Here is a 16,018-nt window from a genome sequence, read left to right on the forward strand (position 1 = left end):
TTTCCCTTTCCGGCGAGTCCGACTCTATCAGATCCTTTCGGGCCTGATTCCCAGTCAGTGGGGTTTGTCTTCCCGGCTGTTGGGCCGTTCCGACGAGTGAGACTTTAGCGAATCCAGGGCCTCGACGCTAATCGGGGTCGCGCTCCTTCGAACGCGGATTCCTCATTTCGCAAATGCGCACAGAAAGTCGAGCGACAGATGTCGCTGACCAGATGTGGTTACTGCGGAATGGCTGTCCGGGGACCGACCGGGGTCAGCGCTCACGTCGGACAACTCGGAGAACATTACGGATGTGGGCGTGTCGTGTCAACCTCGGGCCGGTCCGGGCTCCGGTGGAAGGCCAGGCGGTAGTCGCGGGGGCTGGTGGAGAGGTGGGTGGCGAAGTGCTGGCGCATGGTGATCTCGCTGCCGAAGCCGGTGCGGCGGGCGACCTCGGGGAGGGGGAGGTCGGTGCGTTCCAGGAGCTTCTGGGCTGCGGCGATGCGTTGGGTGATCAGCCACCGGAGTGGGGTCGTGCCGGTGGTGGCCTGGAAGTGGCGGGCGAAGGAGCGGGAAGACATTCCGGCGTGGGCGGCGAGGTCGGCGACTGTGTGGGGTTCGGCCAGATGGGTCAGGGCGAAGGCCCGTACCGAGGCGAGCGTGTCGGCGTCGCGGTCGGTGTGGGACGTGGGGCGCTCGATGAACTGGGCCTGGGTGCCGGTGCGGAAGGGGGCCGTGACCATCGAGCGGGCGATCGTCGCGGCGGTCTCGGCGCCGTGGGTCGTACGTACGAGGTGAAGGCAGAGGTCGATGCCGGCTGCGGTGCCAGCTGACGTCCAGATGTTGTCGTCGTGGAGGAACAGGGCGTCCTGGACGACTGTCACGTGGGGGTGGTGGGTGCGCAGGAGGTCGGTGAGGTTCCAGTGGGTGACTGCCTGGCGGCCGTCGAGGAGGCCGGCCTGGGCGAGGGTGAAGGCTCCGCCGCAGAGGGCCGCGATGGGGATGGCTCGGGCGTGCGCGCGGCGCAGTGCTTCGAGGACCGGTTCGGGGGCCGGTGTCAGGTGGTCGTCGAGGCCGGGGACGACGATCAGGTCGGCGCGGGTGAGCCAGGCGAGGGTGCGGTCGGGGGTGAGGGAGAGACCGCCGCGCAGGGGGATGGGGGCCGGGTCGGCGGCGGTGCGGCGCAGGTCGAAGGGCGGGACGCCACGGTCGGTGCGGTCCACGCCCCAGACCTCCGTGATGACCGAGACGTCGAATGCTCGGATGCCGGGGAAGGAGACGAGCGCGATGCGGGTGGCGGGGCGGGCGGTCGTGGGCGTGATGGGCACGGTGGCAGTAAAGCATCGGTCGATGGCTTTTTGAGCTCTGGGCCGTGGGGGTGCGACGCGGCAGCATCGTTCGTATGGAGATCGCAGAGAACGCAGCACTGGTCGTGGTGGACGTACAGGAAGGCTTCGAGGAGGAGGCGTACTGGGGGCCGCGGAACAATCCCGGGGCCGATCGGAACATCGCGGGGCTGATCGATGCCTGGCAGGCGAGCGGCCGGCCCGTGGTGTTCGTACGGCATGACTCGCCCAAGCCGGATTCGCCGTTGCGGGTGGGGCAGCCGGGGAACGACTTCAAGGGGTATGTGGAGGAGCGGCGGGGGAAGGGAAGCGGGCCCGAGCTGTTGCTGACGAAGAGCGTGAACTCCGCCTTCTACGGGACGCCCGATCTCGGGGCGTGGCTGGATCGGGGCGGGGTGCGGCAGATCGTGGTGGCCGGGATCCAGACCAATATGTGCGCGGAGACGACGGCGCGGATGGGCGGGAACCTCGGGTACGAGGTGTTCTTCGCGCTGGATGCGACGTACACCTTCGACGGGGTCGGGCCGTGGGGGTGGACGCTGGGCGCGGACGAGCTGGCGCGGGCCACCGCCGTGTCGTTGCACGGCGGTGGGTTCGCGAAGGTGGTGCGCAGTGCGGAACTGATCGAGGCTGCCGGGTAGCCGTCAGCCGTTGCCGGAGGCGAGTTCGCGGCTGCGGTCGCGGGCGGCTTCGAGGGCGGCGATGAGGGCGGCTCGTACGCCGTGGTTCTCCAGCTCGCGGATGGCGCTGATGGTGGTGCCGGCCGGGCTGGTGACGGCTTCGCGGAGCTTGACCGGGTGTTCGCCGCTGTCGCGGAGCATCACGGCGGCGCCGATGGCGGCCTGGACGATCAGGTCGTGGGCCTGTGCGCGGGGCAGGCCGAGCAGGATGCCCGCGTCGGTCATCGCCTCGACGAGGAAGTAGAAGTACGCGGGGCCCGAACCGGAGAGGGCGGTGGCCGCGTCCTGCTGGGACTCGGGGACGCGCAGGGTCTTGCCGACGCCGCCGAAGATCGCCTCGGCGGTGGCGAGGTGTTCGGTGGTGGCGTGGCTGCCCGCGGAGATGACGGACATGCCCTCGTCGACGAGGACGGGGGTGTTCGGCATGACGCGTACGACCGGGGTGTTCGCGGTGAGGCGGTCCTCGATGAAGGCGGTCGTGATGCCTGCGGCGGCGCTGATGACCAGGCGGTCGGCGGTGACGTGCTCGGCGAGCTCGTCGAGGAGCCGGCCCATGTCCTGGGGCTTGACCGCGAGGATGAGGATGTCGGCGCGCTTGGCGGCCTCGGCGTTGGTGACGGAATCGACGCCGTAGCGGCTGTGGAGTTCCTCGGCACGCTCGGAGCGGCGGGTGGTGACCAGCAGGTTCGCCGGGCGCCAGCCTGCCCGGATCATGCCGCTGAGCAGGGCCTCGCCGATCTTGCCGGTGCCGAGGACTGCAACTGTCTGGGTCATGCGGTTCACCCTCCGGGCGGTGCTCGCGGTTCTCGGTGCGTCGTGCTGACGGTTCTCGGTGCTCGTGTCCGTCATCCTCGCACCGGGGCCGGTCAGGCGGTACGTCGGCGGAGCGTGGCCGCGCCGAGGGTGAGGACGAGCAGGGCGCAGCCCGCGACGACCAGGACGTCGCGGATGAAGTCGCCGGTGATGTCGGTGTGGTGGAGGACCTCGTTCATGCCGTCGACCGCGTACGACATGGGCAGGACGTTCGAGATCGCTTCGAGGACGGGTGCCATCCGGTCTCGTGCGATGAACAGTCCGCAGAGCAGGAGCTGCGGGAAGATCACGGCCGGCATGAACTGGACGGCCTGGAACTCGGATGCGGCGAAGGCGGAGACGAAGAGGCCCAGTGCTGTGCCGAGCAGGGCGTCGAGCAGGGCGACCAGGAGCAGCAGCCACGGGGAGCCGGTGACGTCCAGGCCGAGTGCCCAGACCGAGAGTGCGGTGGCCAGGAGGGACTGGACGATCGCGACGGCGCCGAAGGCGAGGGCGTAGCCGCCGATCAGGTCGCCCTTGCCGAGCGGCATGGCGAGGAGGCGTTCGAGGGTGCCCGAGGTGCGTTCGCGCAGGGTGGCGATCGAGGTCACCAGGAACATCGTGATCAGCGGGAAGATGCCGAGGAGCGAGGCGCCGATGGCGTCGAAGGTGCGGGGGCTGCCGTCGAACACGTACCGGAGCAGCGTGATCATCACGACCGGTATCAGGAGGAGCAGCGCGACGGTGCGGGGGTCGTGGGTCAGCTGGCGCAGGACGCGGACGGCGGTGGCGAGCGTGCGGGCGGGGCTCAGGGGTGGTGCGGCCGGGTGGGGACGGCTCCGGGGGGCGCTCCGGGGCGAGGGCTGCTGGTGCTGGTGCGTGGTGCTCATCGGACGGTCTCCTGAGGGGTGGCGGCCTTGTCGACCAGGTGGAGGAATGCTTCTTCGACGGTGGCGGCGTGGGCGGCGGTGCGCAGTGCCTCGGGGGTGTCGTCGGCGAGGATCTCGCCCTCGCGCATGAGGAGCAGCCGGTGGCAGCGCTCGGCCTCGTCCATGACGTGGGAGGAGACGAGGAGTGTGGTGCCGCGGTCGGCGGCGAGGGTGTGGAAGAGGTTCCACAGGTCGCGGCGGAGTACCGGGTCCAGGCCGACGGTCGGTTCGTCGAGGACCAGGAGTTCGGGCGTGCCGAGCAGGGCCACGGCGAGGGAGACACGGGTGAGCTGACCGCCGGACAGGGTGCCGGCCAGCGCGTCGGCGTGGCCGACCAGATCGACCTCGGCGACCGCCCGGGTGACAGCGGCGCGGCGGGCGTCCCGGTCCCGGCGGCCCGGCTGGAGGATCGCCGCGAAGTAGTCGAGGTTCTGTCGGACGGTCAGGTCGGTGTAGACGGACGGGGCCTGGGTGACGTACCCGATGCGCGGGCGGAGGGTGGGGTGTCCGGCGGGGCTGCCGAGCACGTCGAGGGTGCCGGTGACCTTGGCCTGGGTGCCCACGACGGCACGCATCAGGGTGGATTTGCCGCAGCCGGAGGGGCCCAGGAGGCCGGTGATCCTGCCGGGTTCGACGGTGAAGTCGAGGTCGCGGAGGACGGTGCGGTTGCCTCGTACGACGGTGAGGCCGCGGGCCTCGATGGCGACGCCCGAAGAATTCATCATGTGATGAATATTGATCCGGGCGGTGTCTGCCCGTCAAGGGGGCGTGAACGGACGGAGGCATTCCACCTCTTTGCGCTTCCGTGGCCATCAGCCGGTTCCGGATCCGGGCCGGGTATTCAACTCCCGTAAAGGACAATGAATTTCACCGTCCCCCGGTACCCATGCATCTCCCTGTCCATGACGTGTCCGTCAGTCGATGGAGGTGCTTCCCGTGCGTGGTTTTCCGAACTGCCCGAGCTTTAGGCCCTTTCCGATTTCGCGTGCCGACTTCACCGCTTCGCTCGTCGTCTTCCTGGTGGCCCTGCCGCTGTGCGTGGGTGTGGCCGTCGCCTCCGGGGTACCGGCCGAGCTGGGGCTGATCACCGGGATAGTCGGCGGGCTCGTCACGGGCCTGCTCCCGGGCAGCAGTGTGCAGGTCAGCGGGCCCGCCGCCGGGCTGACCGTGCTCGTGTACGAGGCGGTGCACAGCTATGGGGTCGGCGCCCTGGGGGTGCTGGTGCTGGCCGCCGGGCTGGTGCAGGCGGGGCTGGGGGTGCTGCGGCTCGGGCAGTGGTTCCGGGCCGTGTCCGTAGCCGTGGTGCAGGGGATGCTCGCCGGAATCGGCCTGGTGCTGGTCGTGGGGCAGCTGTACGTGCTCGCCGATGCGGCGGCGCCCGGGTCCATGGGGCAGAAGCTCGGCGGGCTGCCGCGGCTGGTGCTCGGTACGGGCGTGACGGGCAGCGCGGTCGCCGTCGGGACCGGGGCGCTCCTCGTACTCACGCTGTGGCCGAAGTGGCGGCGGGCGGCCCGGGTGGTACCCGCGCCCCTGGTGGCGGTGGGACTGGCGGCCGGGGCGACCTGGCTGTTCGACCTGCCCGTGCGGCGGGTCGCGGTGAGCGGGCTGCTGGATGCCGTACGGCCGCCGGGGCCCGGGGACTGGGCGCGGCTCACGGAAGTGGGCGTCATCGGCACCGTCCTCGCGTTCGCGCTGATCGCGTCGGCCGAATCGCTGTTCAGCGCGGCGGCCGTGGACCGGCTGCACGACGGGAAGCGGACGCACTACGACAAGGAGCTGATCGCGCAGGGGGTGGGCAACGCGGTGTGCGGGCTGCTCGGCGCGCTGCCGATGACCGCGGTGATCGTGCGCAGCGCGGCCAATGTCCAAGCCGGGGCGAGGACGAAGGCGTCGCGGGTGCTGCACGGGGTGTGGCTGTTGCTCTTCGCGGCTGTGCTGCCGAGCGCGCTCGGCGTGATCCCGGTGGCGGCGTTGGCGGCGGTGCTGCTGCACGCGGGCTTCAAGCTCGTTCCCGTACGGGCGTTGGTGCAGCTGTGGCGTGAGCATCGTGGTGAGGCGGTGGTGCTTGCGGTGACGGCGGGGACGATCGTGGCGACGAGTCTCTTCGAGGGTGTGCTGGTGGGGCTGCTGCTGGCCGTCGCCAAGACCGCCTGGGACATCAGCCATGTGCACATCGAGACGCACGAGGGCGGCGACGACGGGACGTTACGGGTACGGGTCGCGGGCCACGCCACGTTCCTGCGCCTGCCGAAGCTGCTGGACGCGCTGGACGGCCTGCCGCACGACCGGGTAGTGGTGCTGGACCTCAGCGGGCTGCACCACACCGACCACGCGTGCGCCGCGGCCCTGGAGGGCTGGACCGCGGAGCGGGAGGCCCGCGAGGCGCTTCGGCGTGCGGATCAGGAGCTCGGTGAGTCTGGGGGTGGGGACGGGGTCGAGCCCGGGCGGATCGCCACGCTGAGGTCGACCACGTAACTCTCCTCGACCGTGCCGTCCGGGAAGAGCTCCGCGAGCCGGTCGCGCTCCTCGGTGAGGAATCGGTGCGTGGGTTCCTCACCGAGGACGAGGAAGGCGGAGTGGCTGCCGAGGTTGGCGAGGTGGGTGTCGAGGGACACCCGTCGGGTCCAGGGCACCGTGCGGTGTACGAAGCCGAGCTCGGGCGGCAGGTCGCGGAAGCGGACGGGCGAGCCGTGGGCGCTCTCGTCGGCGCCGAAGAAGCGGCGGAGGCGGGCGTCCTGCTCGGCGATCCAGGGGACGGCGTGGTCGGAGACGTTCCACCAGAGGGCGAGCGCGCCGCCGGGGCACAGGACCCGCAGGGCCTCCGGGGTGGCGCGGCTCCGGTCGGTCCAGTGCCAGGACTGGGCATACGTGATCAGGTCGGCCGATGCGGTGGCGAGGGGGAGGCGGTTGCCGTCGCCGCGCACGATCGGCACGTACGGGAGTGCCCGGTGCAGTTCTTCCGCCATTCCGCGGCCCGGTTCGACGGCGGTGACGCGGGCGCCCCGGTCGTGGAGGAGCCGGGTGGAGATGCCCGTTCCCGCGCCGACGTCGATGGTGCGGGCGCCGCGCAGGGGGCGGCCGGCCAGTTCCTCGACGGTGTCGAAGAGGGCGGGCGGGTAGCCGGGGCGGGCCGCGGCGTACTGGGCGGCTGCACGGTCGAAGGAGAGGGCGCGGGGTGTGGGCAGGCGGGAGCGGGAGTCGAGGTCGGGGTCGGGGTCGGGGTTGGGGGTGGAGTCGGAAGGAGGCATGGGGTCATCGTGGCCCGCGTGAGGGGGGCTGTGCCGACGGTTGCGGAGGTTCGCCTGAGCTTGCGGGGGGCCCTCGCTGTGGGGGTGCCCGCGCGGTGGGGGGCTCGCGCTGTGGGAGCCCGCGCCGTGGGGGCCGCGCCGTGGGGGCCCGCGCTCGCTGGGCCCTACTTGCGCTTGGGGCGCTTGCCCTTGGTGGTCTTGCGGGCGGCCGGGTTTCCGGTGCGGGCCGAGCGGCGCTTCGTATAGCGGGCCAGGGCCGTCTCGTACTCCGCGCGGCGCAGTTGCTCGCCCGGTGCCTCCTTGAACGTACGGAGAAAGTACGCGACCAGAGAGCCGACGAAGCCGATCGTCTTGAGACCGCGCAGATTGGCCTCGCGCGCCGGATCGGCCGGGCGGCGGCTGAACCCTTCCCACGTCTTGCGGAAGGCGATGGCGCTGCAGATGGCGAACATCAGGACGACCAGGATGCCGACGACGTTGCCGACGTCGGCGATCTCCAGTCCCTGGAAGGCGAAGCGGAGTAGGAAGCAGGCGGCGACCGCGGCCGCGAGGGAGCCGACCGCCGCCCCGACGCGTCGCAGCCCGTAGCCCCCGTCGTGGTCGACCCAGGTCGTACCGAAGAAGAGCAGGGGCTCGGGCTGCGGGCCGGGCGTGGTGCCGGCGGCGGGGGCTTCGCTGTTCTCGCTCACGAGGTCGATTATCCCCGGGCGCCTGCGGTCCCGGTCGCCGTCCCCGTCAGTCGCAGCGCGGGGCGATGTAGCCGTCGCTGCCTGTGTGGACGTAGACGTCCGCCACGAACTGGCCGTTGGCGATGTTGTCCCAGAGGTTCGAGGTGCCGTACGGGCCGGTGACCCGCTCCCCCGGCTTCTGGCAGTAGACCGGAACCTTCATTCCGTACGGGAGTGTCCTGACGATGCCGTACTGAGTGCCCGGTCCCGTGCGGACGTTGACGCGGTAGCCGGGCGCGATGGGATACCGGGCGACGTCGTCGGTGCCGGCCGGCGTGGCCACGCCCTCGGCCGCGTCGGTGGTGGTGTCGGTGTGCTCTTCCATGGCCGTGAGGCCCTCCCCCGTTGAGAGACGGTGTGTACGACGCGCAGGCTACAAGCCCCGCCCGTATCGCACGCACCATCGACTAGGCTCCGTGCGTCGCGCTTGCGGACGAACACACGGGGGTGGGCGATGCCGCCGCTGCGAGGTACCGGAGCCAATCCGGAAGCGGAGCATCCGGAGTACGCCGGTCAGTACCGCCTTGAGGCATGTCTCGGAGCGGGCGGCATGGGTGTCGTGCACCTGGCACGCTCCACCTCGGGACTGCAGCTCGCCGTCAAGGTGGTGCACCGGCACTACTCGGCAGACCCTGAGTTCAGGGCACGCTTCCGGCAGGAGGTCGGGGCGGCGAGGCGGGTCAGCGGGGCCTTCACGGCACCGGTCGTCGATGCCGATCCGGACGCCGCACGGCCGTGGATGGCCACCCTGTACGTGCCCGGTCCCACGCTCTCCGACCAGGTGAAGCGGAACGGGCCGATGGCTCCCGCGGAACTGCGCAGGCTGACGGCGGGACTTGCCGAGGCGCTGCGCGACATCCATCGGGCCGGAGTGATCCACCGCGACCTCAAGCCGAGCAATGTGCTGCTCTCCGACTCCGGACCCAAGGTCATCGACTTCGGGATCTCCCGGCCGTACGACAGCGATCTGCGCACCGAGACGGGCAAGCTGATCGGCTCGCCGCCGTACATGGCGCCCGAGCAGTTCCAGCGGCCGCGTGAAGTCGGGCCCGCCGCGGATGTGTTCGCCCTGGGGGCCGTGCTCGTCCATGCGGCGACCGGCCGGGGGCCCTTCGACTCCGACAGCCCGTACATCGTGGCCTACCAGGTGGTGCACGACGAGGCCGATCTGGCAGGGGTTCCGACGGATCTGGCTCCGCTGATCGGGCAGTGCCTGGCGAAGGACCCTGCGGAGCGGCCCACTCCGGACGACATCATGGCGGCGCTGCACCCTCCTTCGTACGACGCCGCCGCGTTCATACCGTCGCAGCGGCGGCCGGGTGCCGTCGGAGCCCCGGCGGTGCCGGGACCGGGGCTGCAGATCGCGACGGGGGCGGACGCGGATGCGGACACGCACGTAGGTGCGGGCGCAGCTGCGCGGGGCAGGAAGACGACTGCGAGCGGTGGCGGCAAGCGGCGATGGCTGGCAGCCACCGCGGCGCTGCTCGTCATGGGTGCCGGTGGGGTGTGGGCCAGCGGTGTGGCGGGTGACTCGGGCGGCTCGGGTGAGTCGAGCGGCTCCGGTGAGTCGGGTGAGTCAGGCGGTACGAAGGGCCCGGCGGCGGCGTTCGCGCCGTGGCGGACGCCGCTTCTGACCTCGGGCACCTCTACGCCGGTCTGTTCCTCGGCGGGCGGTGCCGGCGAGGAGGCGTCCGGCCCGTCCGCGGCGCTGTACTGCGCGGCCGACGGTATCGGCGCGGCCCGGCTGGACCCCGCGGACGGACGGGTGCTGTGGTCCCGTCGCAGTACCGCGGGGGACACCCCGTCGGTCGGCGTGGTGTCGGTCTCCGGCGGTCTGGTACATACGGCGGTGCCGGGCGGGAAGCTCCGGGCGTACGACCCCGCCAAGGGCGAACAGGTCTGGGACGCGGATCTCTCCCCGTACCTCGGCACCCCCTTCGCCGCAGGTGACACGCTGTTGCTGGTCAGTAAGGACGGCACGACCGAAGCGCTCGACTCCGCGACCGGCGTATCCCTCTGGCGGCATCCGCTCACCGGGCACCAGCGGCCGGACTACGCGCTGTACGACGAAGGATCAGGGCTGGTCTACGCGTTCGAGCACTCGGCCTACGGGTCCACCACGCTGGTCACGGCCGTCGATGCGGCAACGGGGCACGCGGCATGGCAACGGCGGCTGGACGGAATGCTCACCCCGGTGGGGACCTCGGACGGTGCGCTCGTCCTGACATCCATGAACGGGGACGCCCAGACCGTCGGGCTCGTCCGCTACGACCCGGAGCGGGGGCGCGTCGCACGGGTCGCGCTGCCGTTCCGGATGAACGAACCGGAGGTCGTGATGGGCGGGGACACCGCCTATCTGCTGGCGCACGGCGGGACCCTGGTCGCCGTCGACACGCGCCCGGCCGGCGGCAGAACTGTTCGCTGGCAGCTGGAGACCGCTGCCGGGCGGACGTCGGCGCCCGTTCTCGCCACGGGGAACCGGCTGTACTTCTCGGCGGCGGACGGGCGGCTGCTCGCCGTGGACACCGAGCGCGGAACGCTCCTGGGTCAGACGAGTCCTCGGCTCCGGGACGGGAAGCTCACGTACGCATCGGCGCTGCCCGCCCCTGTCGCCGCCGGCCGGACCGTCTTCGGGACCGCGCCCGACGGGTCCGTGTTCGCCGTCGACGGACAGGACCCCGCTCACTGGTGAGAGCGGGGTCCGGCGGCCTGCTTCGGTCTCAGCCCTTGTTCAGCCGAGCTTGGACACGTCCCGCACCGCGCCACGGTCCGCGCTCGTCGCCATCGCCGCGTACGCGCGCAGCGCCGCGCTGACCTTGCGTTCGCGGTCCTTCGGGGCGTACACGCCGTTCAGCGCCTCGCGGCGGGTGGTCAGCTCGGCCTCGGGGACGAGGAGCTCGATCGAGCGGTTCGGGATGTCGATCCTGATCCGGTCGCCGTCCTCGACCAGCGCGATCGTGCCGCCCGATGCGGCCTCCGGCGATGCGTGGCCGATGGACAGGCCCGACGTACCGCCGGAGAAGCGGCCGTCGGTCACCAGGGCGCAGCTCTTGCCGAGGCCGCGGCCCTTGAGGAAGGACGTGGGGTAGAGCATCTCCTGCATGCCGGGGCCGCCGCGCGGGCCCTCGTAACGGATGACGACGACGTCGCCCTCCTTGATCTCCTTGCGGAGGATCTTGTCGACGGCCTCCTCCTGCGACTCGCAGACGACCGCCGGGCCCTCGAAGGTCCAGATCGACTCGTCGACGCCCGCCGTCTTCACGACGCAGCCGTCCACGGCGAGGTTCCCCTTGAGGACCGCGAGGCCGCCGTCCTTGGAGTAGGCGTGCGCCACGTCGCGGATGCAGCCGCCGGCCGCGTCCAGGTCGAGGGTCTCCCAGCGCTCGGACTGCGAGAAGGCCGTCGCGGAACGGACGCATCCAGGGGCCGCGTGCCACAGCTCGACGGCCTCGGGGGACGGGGAGCCGCCGCGGATGTCCCAGTTCTTCAGCCACTCGGCGAGGGAGTCGGAGTGGACCGAGTACACGTCCTCGTCGAGCAGGCCGCCGCGGTGCAGCTCGCCGAGGATGGCGGGGACGCCGCCGGCCCGGTGGACGTCCTCCATGTAGTACGTGCCGCCGGGGGCCACGTTGGGGGCGACCTTCGACAGGCAGGGGACGCGGCGCGAGACCTCGTTGATGTCGTCGAGGTCGTAGGCCAGCTCGGCCTCCTGCGCGGCGGCGAGCAGGTGCAGGATCGTGTTGGTCGAGCCGCCCATGGCGATGTCCAGTGCCATCGCGTTGTCGAACGCGGCGCGGGTGCCGATGGCGCGCGGCAGGACCGTCGCATCGTCCTGCTCGTAGTAGCGCTTGGTGATGTCGACGACCGTGCGGCCGGCGTCCTCGTACAGCGCCTTGCGGGCGGTGTGCGTGGCGAGGACGGAGCCGTTGCCGGGGAGAGAGAGGCCGAGAACCTCGGTCAGACAGTTCATCGAGTTGGCGGTGAACATGCCGGAACAGCTGCCACAGGTGGGGCAGGCGTTCTCCTCGATACGGAGGATGTCCTCGTCGGAGACGTTCTCGTTGACGGCGTCGGTGATCGCGTTGATCAGGTCGAGCTTGCGGACCGTGCCGTCGACGAGGGTGGCCTGGCCGGCCTCCATCGGGCCGCCGGAGACGAAGACCGTCGGGATGTTGAGGCGCATCGCGGCCATCAGCATGCCGGGCGTGATCTTGTCGCAGTTCGAGATGCAGATCAGCGCGTCCGCGCAGTGCGCCTCGACCATGTACTCGACGGAGTCGGCGATCATGTCGCGGGACGGAAGGCTGTAGAGCATCCCGGCGTGGCCCATCGCGATGCCGTCGTCGACGGCGATGGTGTTGAACTCGCGGGGGACGGCGCCTGCGGCCTTGATGGCGTCGGAGACGATCCGGCCGACCGGGGCCAGGTGGGTGTGGCCGGGGACGAACTCGGTGAAGGAGTTGGCGACCGCGATGATCGGCTTGCCGATGTCCTCGCTCGCTACGCCCGAGGCCCGCATTAGGGCGCGGGCGCCCGCCATGTTGCGGCCGTGGGTGACAGTGCGGGACCTCAGCTGGGGCATCGTCTCTCGCTCCTTCGACAGAAAAGACTGCTTCCGAGCCTACGCCTCCAGCTCCAAGATCTGGACAAGGTGTCCGGTATGCGGGATGGGGTGCTCGGTGGGTGGGCGGGGTGGGGGGTGGTGCGAGTGAGAGTGGGGCCGCTGCGCGGGGCTGTCCCCTACCCGCCCCTTCCCGAAACCGGGGCTCTGCCCCGGACCCCGCTCCTCAAGCCCCGGAGGGGGTGGAGGTGGTCCGCGGGGCCGGGGTAGCCGGCGAGGCCGGAATGGTTACTCCGCTTCCGTCAAGTAGCGCTGCAGCGTCGGCGCCACCATTGCGATGATCTTCTCCGGGGGCGCCGAAGCCAGTGGTTCCGCCCGGATGACGTAGCGCAGCATCGCGATCCCCAGCATGTGCGAGGCGGCCAGTTCCGCGCGGAACGTCGCGTCCGGTACGTCCAGTGCCTCCGCGATGCGTTCCAGGAGGCGGCGCAGGACGAAACCGCGGAGGACCTTCGCCGCTGCCTCGTGCGTCAGTGCGGACCGCATGATCGCCAGCAGCGGGGCCCTGGACGCCGGGTTCTCCCATACGGCGATGAAGTAGCGGGCCAGCCGCTCCCCCAGGCCGTCCGTGCCGTTGCCGAGGATGGCCGGGATCACCAGGGCCGGTTCGAAGGAGAGCTCGATGGCGGCCGCGAAGACCTCGTCCTTCGTACCGAAGTAGTGGTGGACGAGGGCGGAGTCGACGCCTGCCGCCTTGGCGATGCCCCGGATCGACGTCTTGTCGTAGCCGCGCTCCGCGAATTCGGTGCGGGCCGCCTCCAGGATGCGGGTGCGGGCGTCGGGGCCGGTGGTCTCGGCCGTGCGGGAGGGGCGGCCGCGGCGCTTGGGGGCGGGACCTGCGGGACTGGTGGGACCGGTGGAACCGGTCTGGCCACCGGTCATGGGCGCGGCGCCTCGGCCGAGGACGACGCCAGGTGGAGACGGGTGAAGGCCAGCGCCTCCGCCAGGTCGGCCTCGCGTTCGGCGGTGGACATGGCGCGGCGGGTGTTGACCTCGATGACGACATGGCCGTCGAAGCCGGTACGGGCCAGGTGCTCCAGGAGTTCGGCGCAGGGCTGGTCGCCGCGGCCGGGCACCAGGTGCTCGTCCTTGTTGGAGCCCTTGCCGTCGGCGAGATGGATGTGGGCGAGCCGGTCGCCCATCCGGTCGGCCATCGCCATGCCGTCCGTGCGGGCCGTCGCGGTGTGCGAGAGGTCCACGGTGAAGTGGCGGTAGTCGTCGTTGGTGACGTCCCAGTCGGGGGCGTACGCGAGCATCTCGCGGTCCCGGTAGCGCCAGGGGTACATGTTCTCGACGGCGAACCGCACATCGGTCTCGTCCGCCATGCGCCAGATCCCGGTGACGAAGTCGCGCGCGTAGTTGCGCTGCCAACGGAACGGCGGGTGGACGACGACGGTCGTCGCCCCGAGCTTCTCCGCGGCGGCACGGGCCCGCTGGAGCTTCACCCACGGATCGGTGGACCAGACGCGCTGCGTGATCAGCAGACAGGGCGCGTGGACGGCCAGGATCGGCACCTGGTGGTAGTCCGAGAGCCGTCGCAACGCCTCGATGTCCTGGCTGACGGGGTCGGTCCACACCATGATCTCGACACCGTCGTAACCAAGACGCGCGGCGATCTCGAAGGCCGTCGACGTCGACTCCGGGTAGACCGAAGCCGTCGACAGGGCGACCTTCGCATCCGGGATGCGCACCACTGGTTCTGCCACTGGGACAGCCTACGGGCAGTGTGACGCCGCGCCGAGAGACCCGGGCGGAAAGTGAGGAGGGCCATGGCGGGCTTCCGGCCGCCCGGCGGAGCTCAGCGCAGCGCGGCCTGCTCCGTCGGCTCCGTCGGCAGGTGGTCCAGACGGCGCAGGATGACGCCCTCGCGCAGCGCCCAGGGGCAGATCTCCAGCTCCTCGACCCCGAACAGATCCATGGCTCCCTCCGCGACCAGCGCCCCGGCCAGCAGCTGGGCGGCCCGGCCCTCGGAGACCCCGGGGAGGGTGCCGCGCTGCTCGGCCGTCATCGCGGCCAGCTTCGGCACCCACTCCTCCAGCGACTTGCGGGTGAGGGCGCGCTGCACGTACAGGCCTTCGGTGGAGCGTGCGGCGCCCGCGATCCTGGCGAGCTGCTTGAAGGTCTTGGAGGTGCCGACGACATGATCCGGGCGCCCGAGGCGGGTGAATTCCCCGACGCTCCGGGCGATCCTGGCCCGTACATGACGGCGCAGCGCCTTCACCTCCGCCGGGTCCGGCGGGTCGCCCGGCAGCCACCCGGCGGTGAGCCGGCCGGCCCCGAGCGGCAGCGACACCGCGGCGTCCGGCTCCTCGTCCATGCCGTACGAGATCTCCAGCGAGCCGCCCCCGATGTCCAGGACCAGCAGCCGCCCCGCCGACCAGCCGAACCAGCGGCGCGCGGCGAGGAAGGTGAGCCGGGCCTCCTCCGCACCGCTGAGGACGGCGAGGTCGATGCCCGTCTCGTCCCGCACCCGGGCCAGCACCTGGTCGGCGTTGCTCGCCTCCCGTACCGCGGACGTGGCGAACGGCAGAACGTCCTCGCACCCCTTGTCCTCGGCGGCCTGGAGCGCGTCGGCGATCGTCGCCACGAGCCGGTCCACACCGTCCGGGCCGATCGCCCCGTCCTCGTCGAGAAGTTCGGCCAGGCGCAGCTCCGACTTGTGCGAGTGCGCGGGCAGCGGGCGGGCGCCGGGGTGCGCGTCCACCACCAGCAGATGCACTGTGTTCGAACCCACGTCGAGGACTCCGAGTCTCATACCCGGAACGCTACCGGGACTGCGGACTTACTCTTGGCGCGTGCCAAAGACGAAAAAGGCGAAGCCGGGCAAAATCACGAAGAAGCAGAAAACGAAGCAGGAGATGCAGCAACAGGAAGTGAACGGGCCGAACCGGTCCGAAGACGAGACGGGGATCGACTTCGCACGCGCCTGGGTCGAGTTCCCGGACCCCGCGGACGACGAACAGATCTTCCGCTGCGACCTGACCTGGCTGACGTCCAGGTGGACCTGCATCTTCGGCAGTGGCTGCCAGGGCATCCAGGCGGGCCGTGCGGACGACGGGTGCTGCACGCTGGGCGCGCACTTCTCGGACGAGGACGACGAGAAGCGGGTGGCGAGCCATGTCGAACGGCTGACCCCCGATCTGTGGCAGTTCCACGACGTCGGTACGGAGTCGGGCTGGGTCGAGGTCGACGACGACGGGGAACGCCAGACGCGGCGCTGGAAGGGTTCGTGCATCTTCCAGAACCGTCCCGGGTTCGCGGCGGGCGCGGGCTGCTCGCTGCACATCCTGGCGCTGCGGGAGGGCAAGGAGCCCCTGGAGACCAAGCCGGACGTCTGCTGGCAGCTGCCGATCCGGCGTACGTACGACTGGATCGACCGGCCCGACGACACGCGCGTGCTCCAGGTGTCGATCGGCGAGTACGACCGCAGGGGCTGGGGTCCGGGCGGTCACGATCTGCACTGGTGGTGCACATCGGCGACGTCGGCGCACGGGGCCGGGGAGCCGGTGTATGTGTCGTACCGCCCGGAGCTCATCGAGCTGATGGGCAAGAAGGGGTACGACCGGCTGGTCGAGCTGTGCGAGGAGCGCCTGTCCTCGCTGCTGCCGATGGCGCCGCACCCGGCGGATCCGTCGTGACAACCGGAGCGTGACGGCTGAGGTGCCTTCCGGTGGCTCGGCCCGTCACATCGCGCG

Annotated in this window: 15 protein-coding genes; 4 read left to right on the top strand and 11 right to left on the bottom strand. The window is 71.1% G+C overall.

Annotated features, from left to right (window positions below):
• Window positions 1–284: 284 nt before the first annotated feature.
• Window positions 285–1,307 (bottom strand): GlxA family transcriptional regulator, encoded by a 1,023-nt coding sequence (locus tag ACGFU7_RS35175; RefSeq protein WP_393701417.1) that lies wholly within the window; start codon window positions 1,305–1,307, stop codon window positions 285–287.
• A gap of 74 nt (window positions 1,308–1,381) precedes the next feature.
• On the opposite strand from ACGFU7_RS35175, the gene ACGFU7_RS35180 reads away from it, so the two are divergent.
• Window positions 1,382–1,966, top strand: coding sequence for a cysteine hydrolase family protein (locus tag ACGFU7_RS35180; RefSeq protein WP_393701419.1), 585 nt, complete (start codon window positions 1,382–1,384; stop codon window positions 1,964–1,966).
• 3 nt (window positions 1,967–1,969) lie between these two features.
• Here the strand turns inward: ACGFU7_RS35180 and proC are convergent, their stop codons facing one another.
• The 3 genes from proC to ACGFU7_RS35195 form a co-directional block, all read right to left on the bottom strand.
• Window positions 1,970–2,779 (bottom strand): pyrroline-5-carboxylate reductase, encoded by an 810-nt coding sequence (proC, locus tag ACGFU7_RS35185; RefSeq protein WP_351206190.1) that lies wholly within the window; start codon window positions 2,777–2,779, stop codon window positions 1,970–1,972.
• A 92-nt stretch (window positions 2,780–2,871) separates the two neighbouring features.
• Complete coding sequence (locus ACGFU7_RS35190) at window positions 2,872–3,687, bottom strand: ABC transporter permease (protein ID WP_393701421.1); 816 nt, start codon at window positions 3,685–3,687, stop codon at window positions 2,872–2,874.
• Entirely contained in the window at window positions 3,684–4,451 is a 768-nt protein-coding gene (locus tag ACGFU7_RS35195; RefSeq protein WP_393701422.1) for an ABC transporter ATP-binding protein, read from the bottom strand. Before ACGFU7_RS35195 ends, ACGFU7_RS35190 begins: the two co-directional genes overlap by 4 nt.
• Before the next feature lie 196 nt (window positions 4,452–4,647).
• On the opposite strand from ACGFU7_RS35195, the gene ACGFU7_RS35200 reads away from it, so the two are divergent.
• Window positions 4,648–6,201, top strand: a complete 1,554-nt coding sequence (locus ACGFU7_RS35200) for a SulP family inorganic anion transporter (RefSeq protein WP_393701424.1) — start codon at window positions 4,648–4,650, stop codon at window positions 6,199–6,201.
• Here the strand turns inward: ACGFU7_RS35200 and ACGFU7_RS35205 are convergent.
• The 3 genes from ACGFU7_RS35205 to ACGFU7_RS35215 form a co-directional block, all read right to left on the bottom strand.
• Window positions 6,126–6,974 carry a class I SAM-dependent methyltransferase gene (locus ACGFU7_RS35205; protein ID WP_393701425.1) on the bottom strand — a complete coding sequence of 283 codons (849 nt, stop codon included), beginning with the start codon at window positions 6,972–6,974 and terminating at the stop codon, window positions 6,126–6,128. The genes ACGFU7_RS35200 and ACGFU7_RS35205 overlap by 76 nt on opposite strands.
• Window positions 6,975–7,138: 164 nt before the next feature.
• Window positions 7,139–7,663, bottom strand: a complete 525-nt coding sequence (locus tag ACGFU7_RS35210; RefSeq protein WP_393701427.1) for a hypothetical protein — start codon at window positions 7,661–7,663, stop codon at window positions 7,139–7,141.
• 46 nt (window positions 7,664–7,709) lie between these two features.
• Window positions 7,710–8,027 carry an SH3 domain-containing protein gene (locus ACGFU7_RS35215; protein WP_393701429.1) on the bottom strand — a complete coding sequence of 106 codons (318 nt, stop codon included), beginning with the start codon at window positions 8,025–8,027 and terminating at the stop codon, window positions 7,710–7,712.
• A 129-nt stretch (window positions 8,028–8,156) separates the two neighbouring features.
• On the opposite strand from ACGFU7_RS35215, the gene ACGFU7_RS35220 reads away from it, so the two are divergent.
• A complete protein-coding gene (locus ACGFU7_RS35220) occupies window positions 8,157–10,394 on the top strand; it encodes a serine/threonine-protein kinase (RefSeq protein WP_393701430.1) in 2,238 nt (745 codons plus the stop codon).
• Window positions 10,395–10,433: 39 nt separating this feature from the next.
• Here the strand turns inward: ACGFU7_RS35220 and ilvD are convergent, their stop codons facing one another.
• From ilvD to ACGFU7_RS35240, 4 genes are all read right to left on the bottom strand, one after another.
• Window positions 10,434–12,284 carry a dihydroxy-acid dehydratase gene (ilvD, locus tag ACGFU7_RS35225; RefSeq protein WP_393701432.1) on the bottom strand — a complete coding sequence of 617 codons (1,851 nt, stop codon included), beginning with the start codon at window positions 12,282–12,284 and terminating at the stop codon, window positions 10,434–10,436.
• Between the two features lie 267 nt (window positions 12,285–12,551).
• Window positions 12,552–13,205 carry a TetR family transcriptional regulator gene (locus ACGFU7_RS35230; RefSeq protein WP_393701434.1) on the bottom strand — a complete coding sequence of 218 codons (654 nt, stop codon included), beginning with the start codon at window positions 13,203–13,205 and terminating at the stop codon, window positions 12,552–12,554.
• On the bottom strand, window positions 13,202–14,029 hold the full coding sequence (locus ACGFU7_RS35235; protein WP_393701435.1) for a sugar phosphate isomerase/epimerase family protein: 828 nt from the start codon (window positions 14,027–14,029) through the stop codon (window positions 13,202–13,204). Before ACGFU7_RS35235 ends, ACGFU7_RS35230 begins: the two co-directional genes overlap by 4 nt.
• A gap of 92 nt (window positions 14,030–14,121) precedes the next feature.
• Entirely contained in the window at window positions 14,122–15,078 is a 957-nt protein-coding gene (locus ACGFU7_RS35240) for a Ppx/GppA family phosphatase (protein ID WP_393701437.1), read from the bottom strand.
• Window positions 15,079–15,118: 40 nt separating this feature from the next.
• Here ACGFU7_RS35240 and ACGFU7_RS35245 point away from each other — a divergent pair, with 40 nt between their 5' ends.
• Entirely contained in the window at window positions 15,119–15,961 is an 843-nt protein-coding gene (locus ACGFU7_RS35245) for a hypothetical protein (RefSeq protein ID WP_393701439.1), read from the top strand.
• The last annotated feature ends 57 nt before the right edge of the window (window positions 15,962–16,018 follow it).

This window comes from Streptomyces sp. NPDC048473 (genome assembly GCF_043200155.1).
Taxonomy (GTDB): Bacteria; Actinomycetota; Actinomycetes; order Streptomycetales; family Streptomycetaceae; genus Streptomyces.

Bases quoted from the DNA above. Each gene is read 5' to 3' on its own strand.
- ACGFU7_RS35180 (WP_393701419.1), top strand. From the start codon at position 1,382: ATGGAGATCGCAGAGAACGCAGCACTGGTCGTGGTGGACGTACAGGAA.
- proC (WP_351206190.1), bottom strand. From the start codon at position 2,779: ATGACCCAGACAGTTGCAGTCCTCGGCACCGGCAAGATCGGCGAGGCC.
- ACGFU7_RS35190 (WP_393701421.1), bottom strand. From the start codon at position 3,687: ATGAGCACCACGCACCAGCACCAGCAGCCCTCGCCCCGGAGCGCCCCC.
- ACGFU7_RS35195 (WP_393701422.1), bottom strand. From the start codon at position 4,451: ATGATGAATTCTTCGGGCGTCGCCATCGAGGCCCGCGGCCTCACCGTC.
- ACGFU7_RS35200 (WP_393701424.1), top strand. From the start codon at position 4,648: ATGGAGGTGCTTCCCGTGCGTGGTTTTCCGAACTGCCCGAGCTTTAGG.
- ACGFU7_RS35205 (WP_393701425.1), bottom strand. From the start codon at position 6,974: ATGCCTCCTTCCGACTCCACCCCCAACCCCGACCCCGACCCCGACCTC.
- ACGFU7_RS35215 (WP_393701429.1), bottom strand. From the start codon at position 8,027: ATGGAAGAGCACACCGACACCACCACCGACGCGGCCGAGGGCGTGGCC.
- ACGFU7_RS35220 (WP_393701430.1), top strand. From the start codon at position 8,157: ATGCCGCCGCTGCGAGGTACCGGAGCCAATCCGGAAGCGGAGCATCCG.
- ilvD (WP_393701432.1), bottom strand. From the start codon at position 12,284: ATGCCCCAGCTGAGGTCCCGCACTGTCACCCACGGCCGCAACATGGCG.
- ACGFU7_RS35230 (WP_393701434.1), bottom strand. From the start codon at position 13,205: ATGACCGGTGGCCAGACCGGTTCCACCGGTCCCACCAGTCCCGCAGGT.
- ACGFU7_RS35240 (WP_393701437.1), bottom strand. From the start codon at position 15,078: ATGAGACTCGGAGTCCTCGACGTGGGTTCGAACACAGTGCATCTGCTG.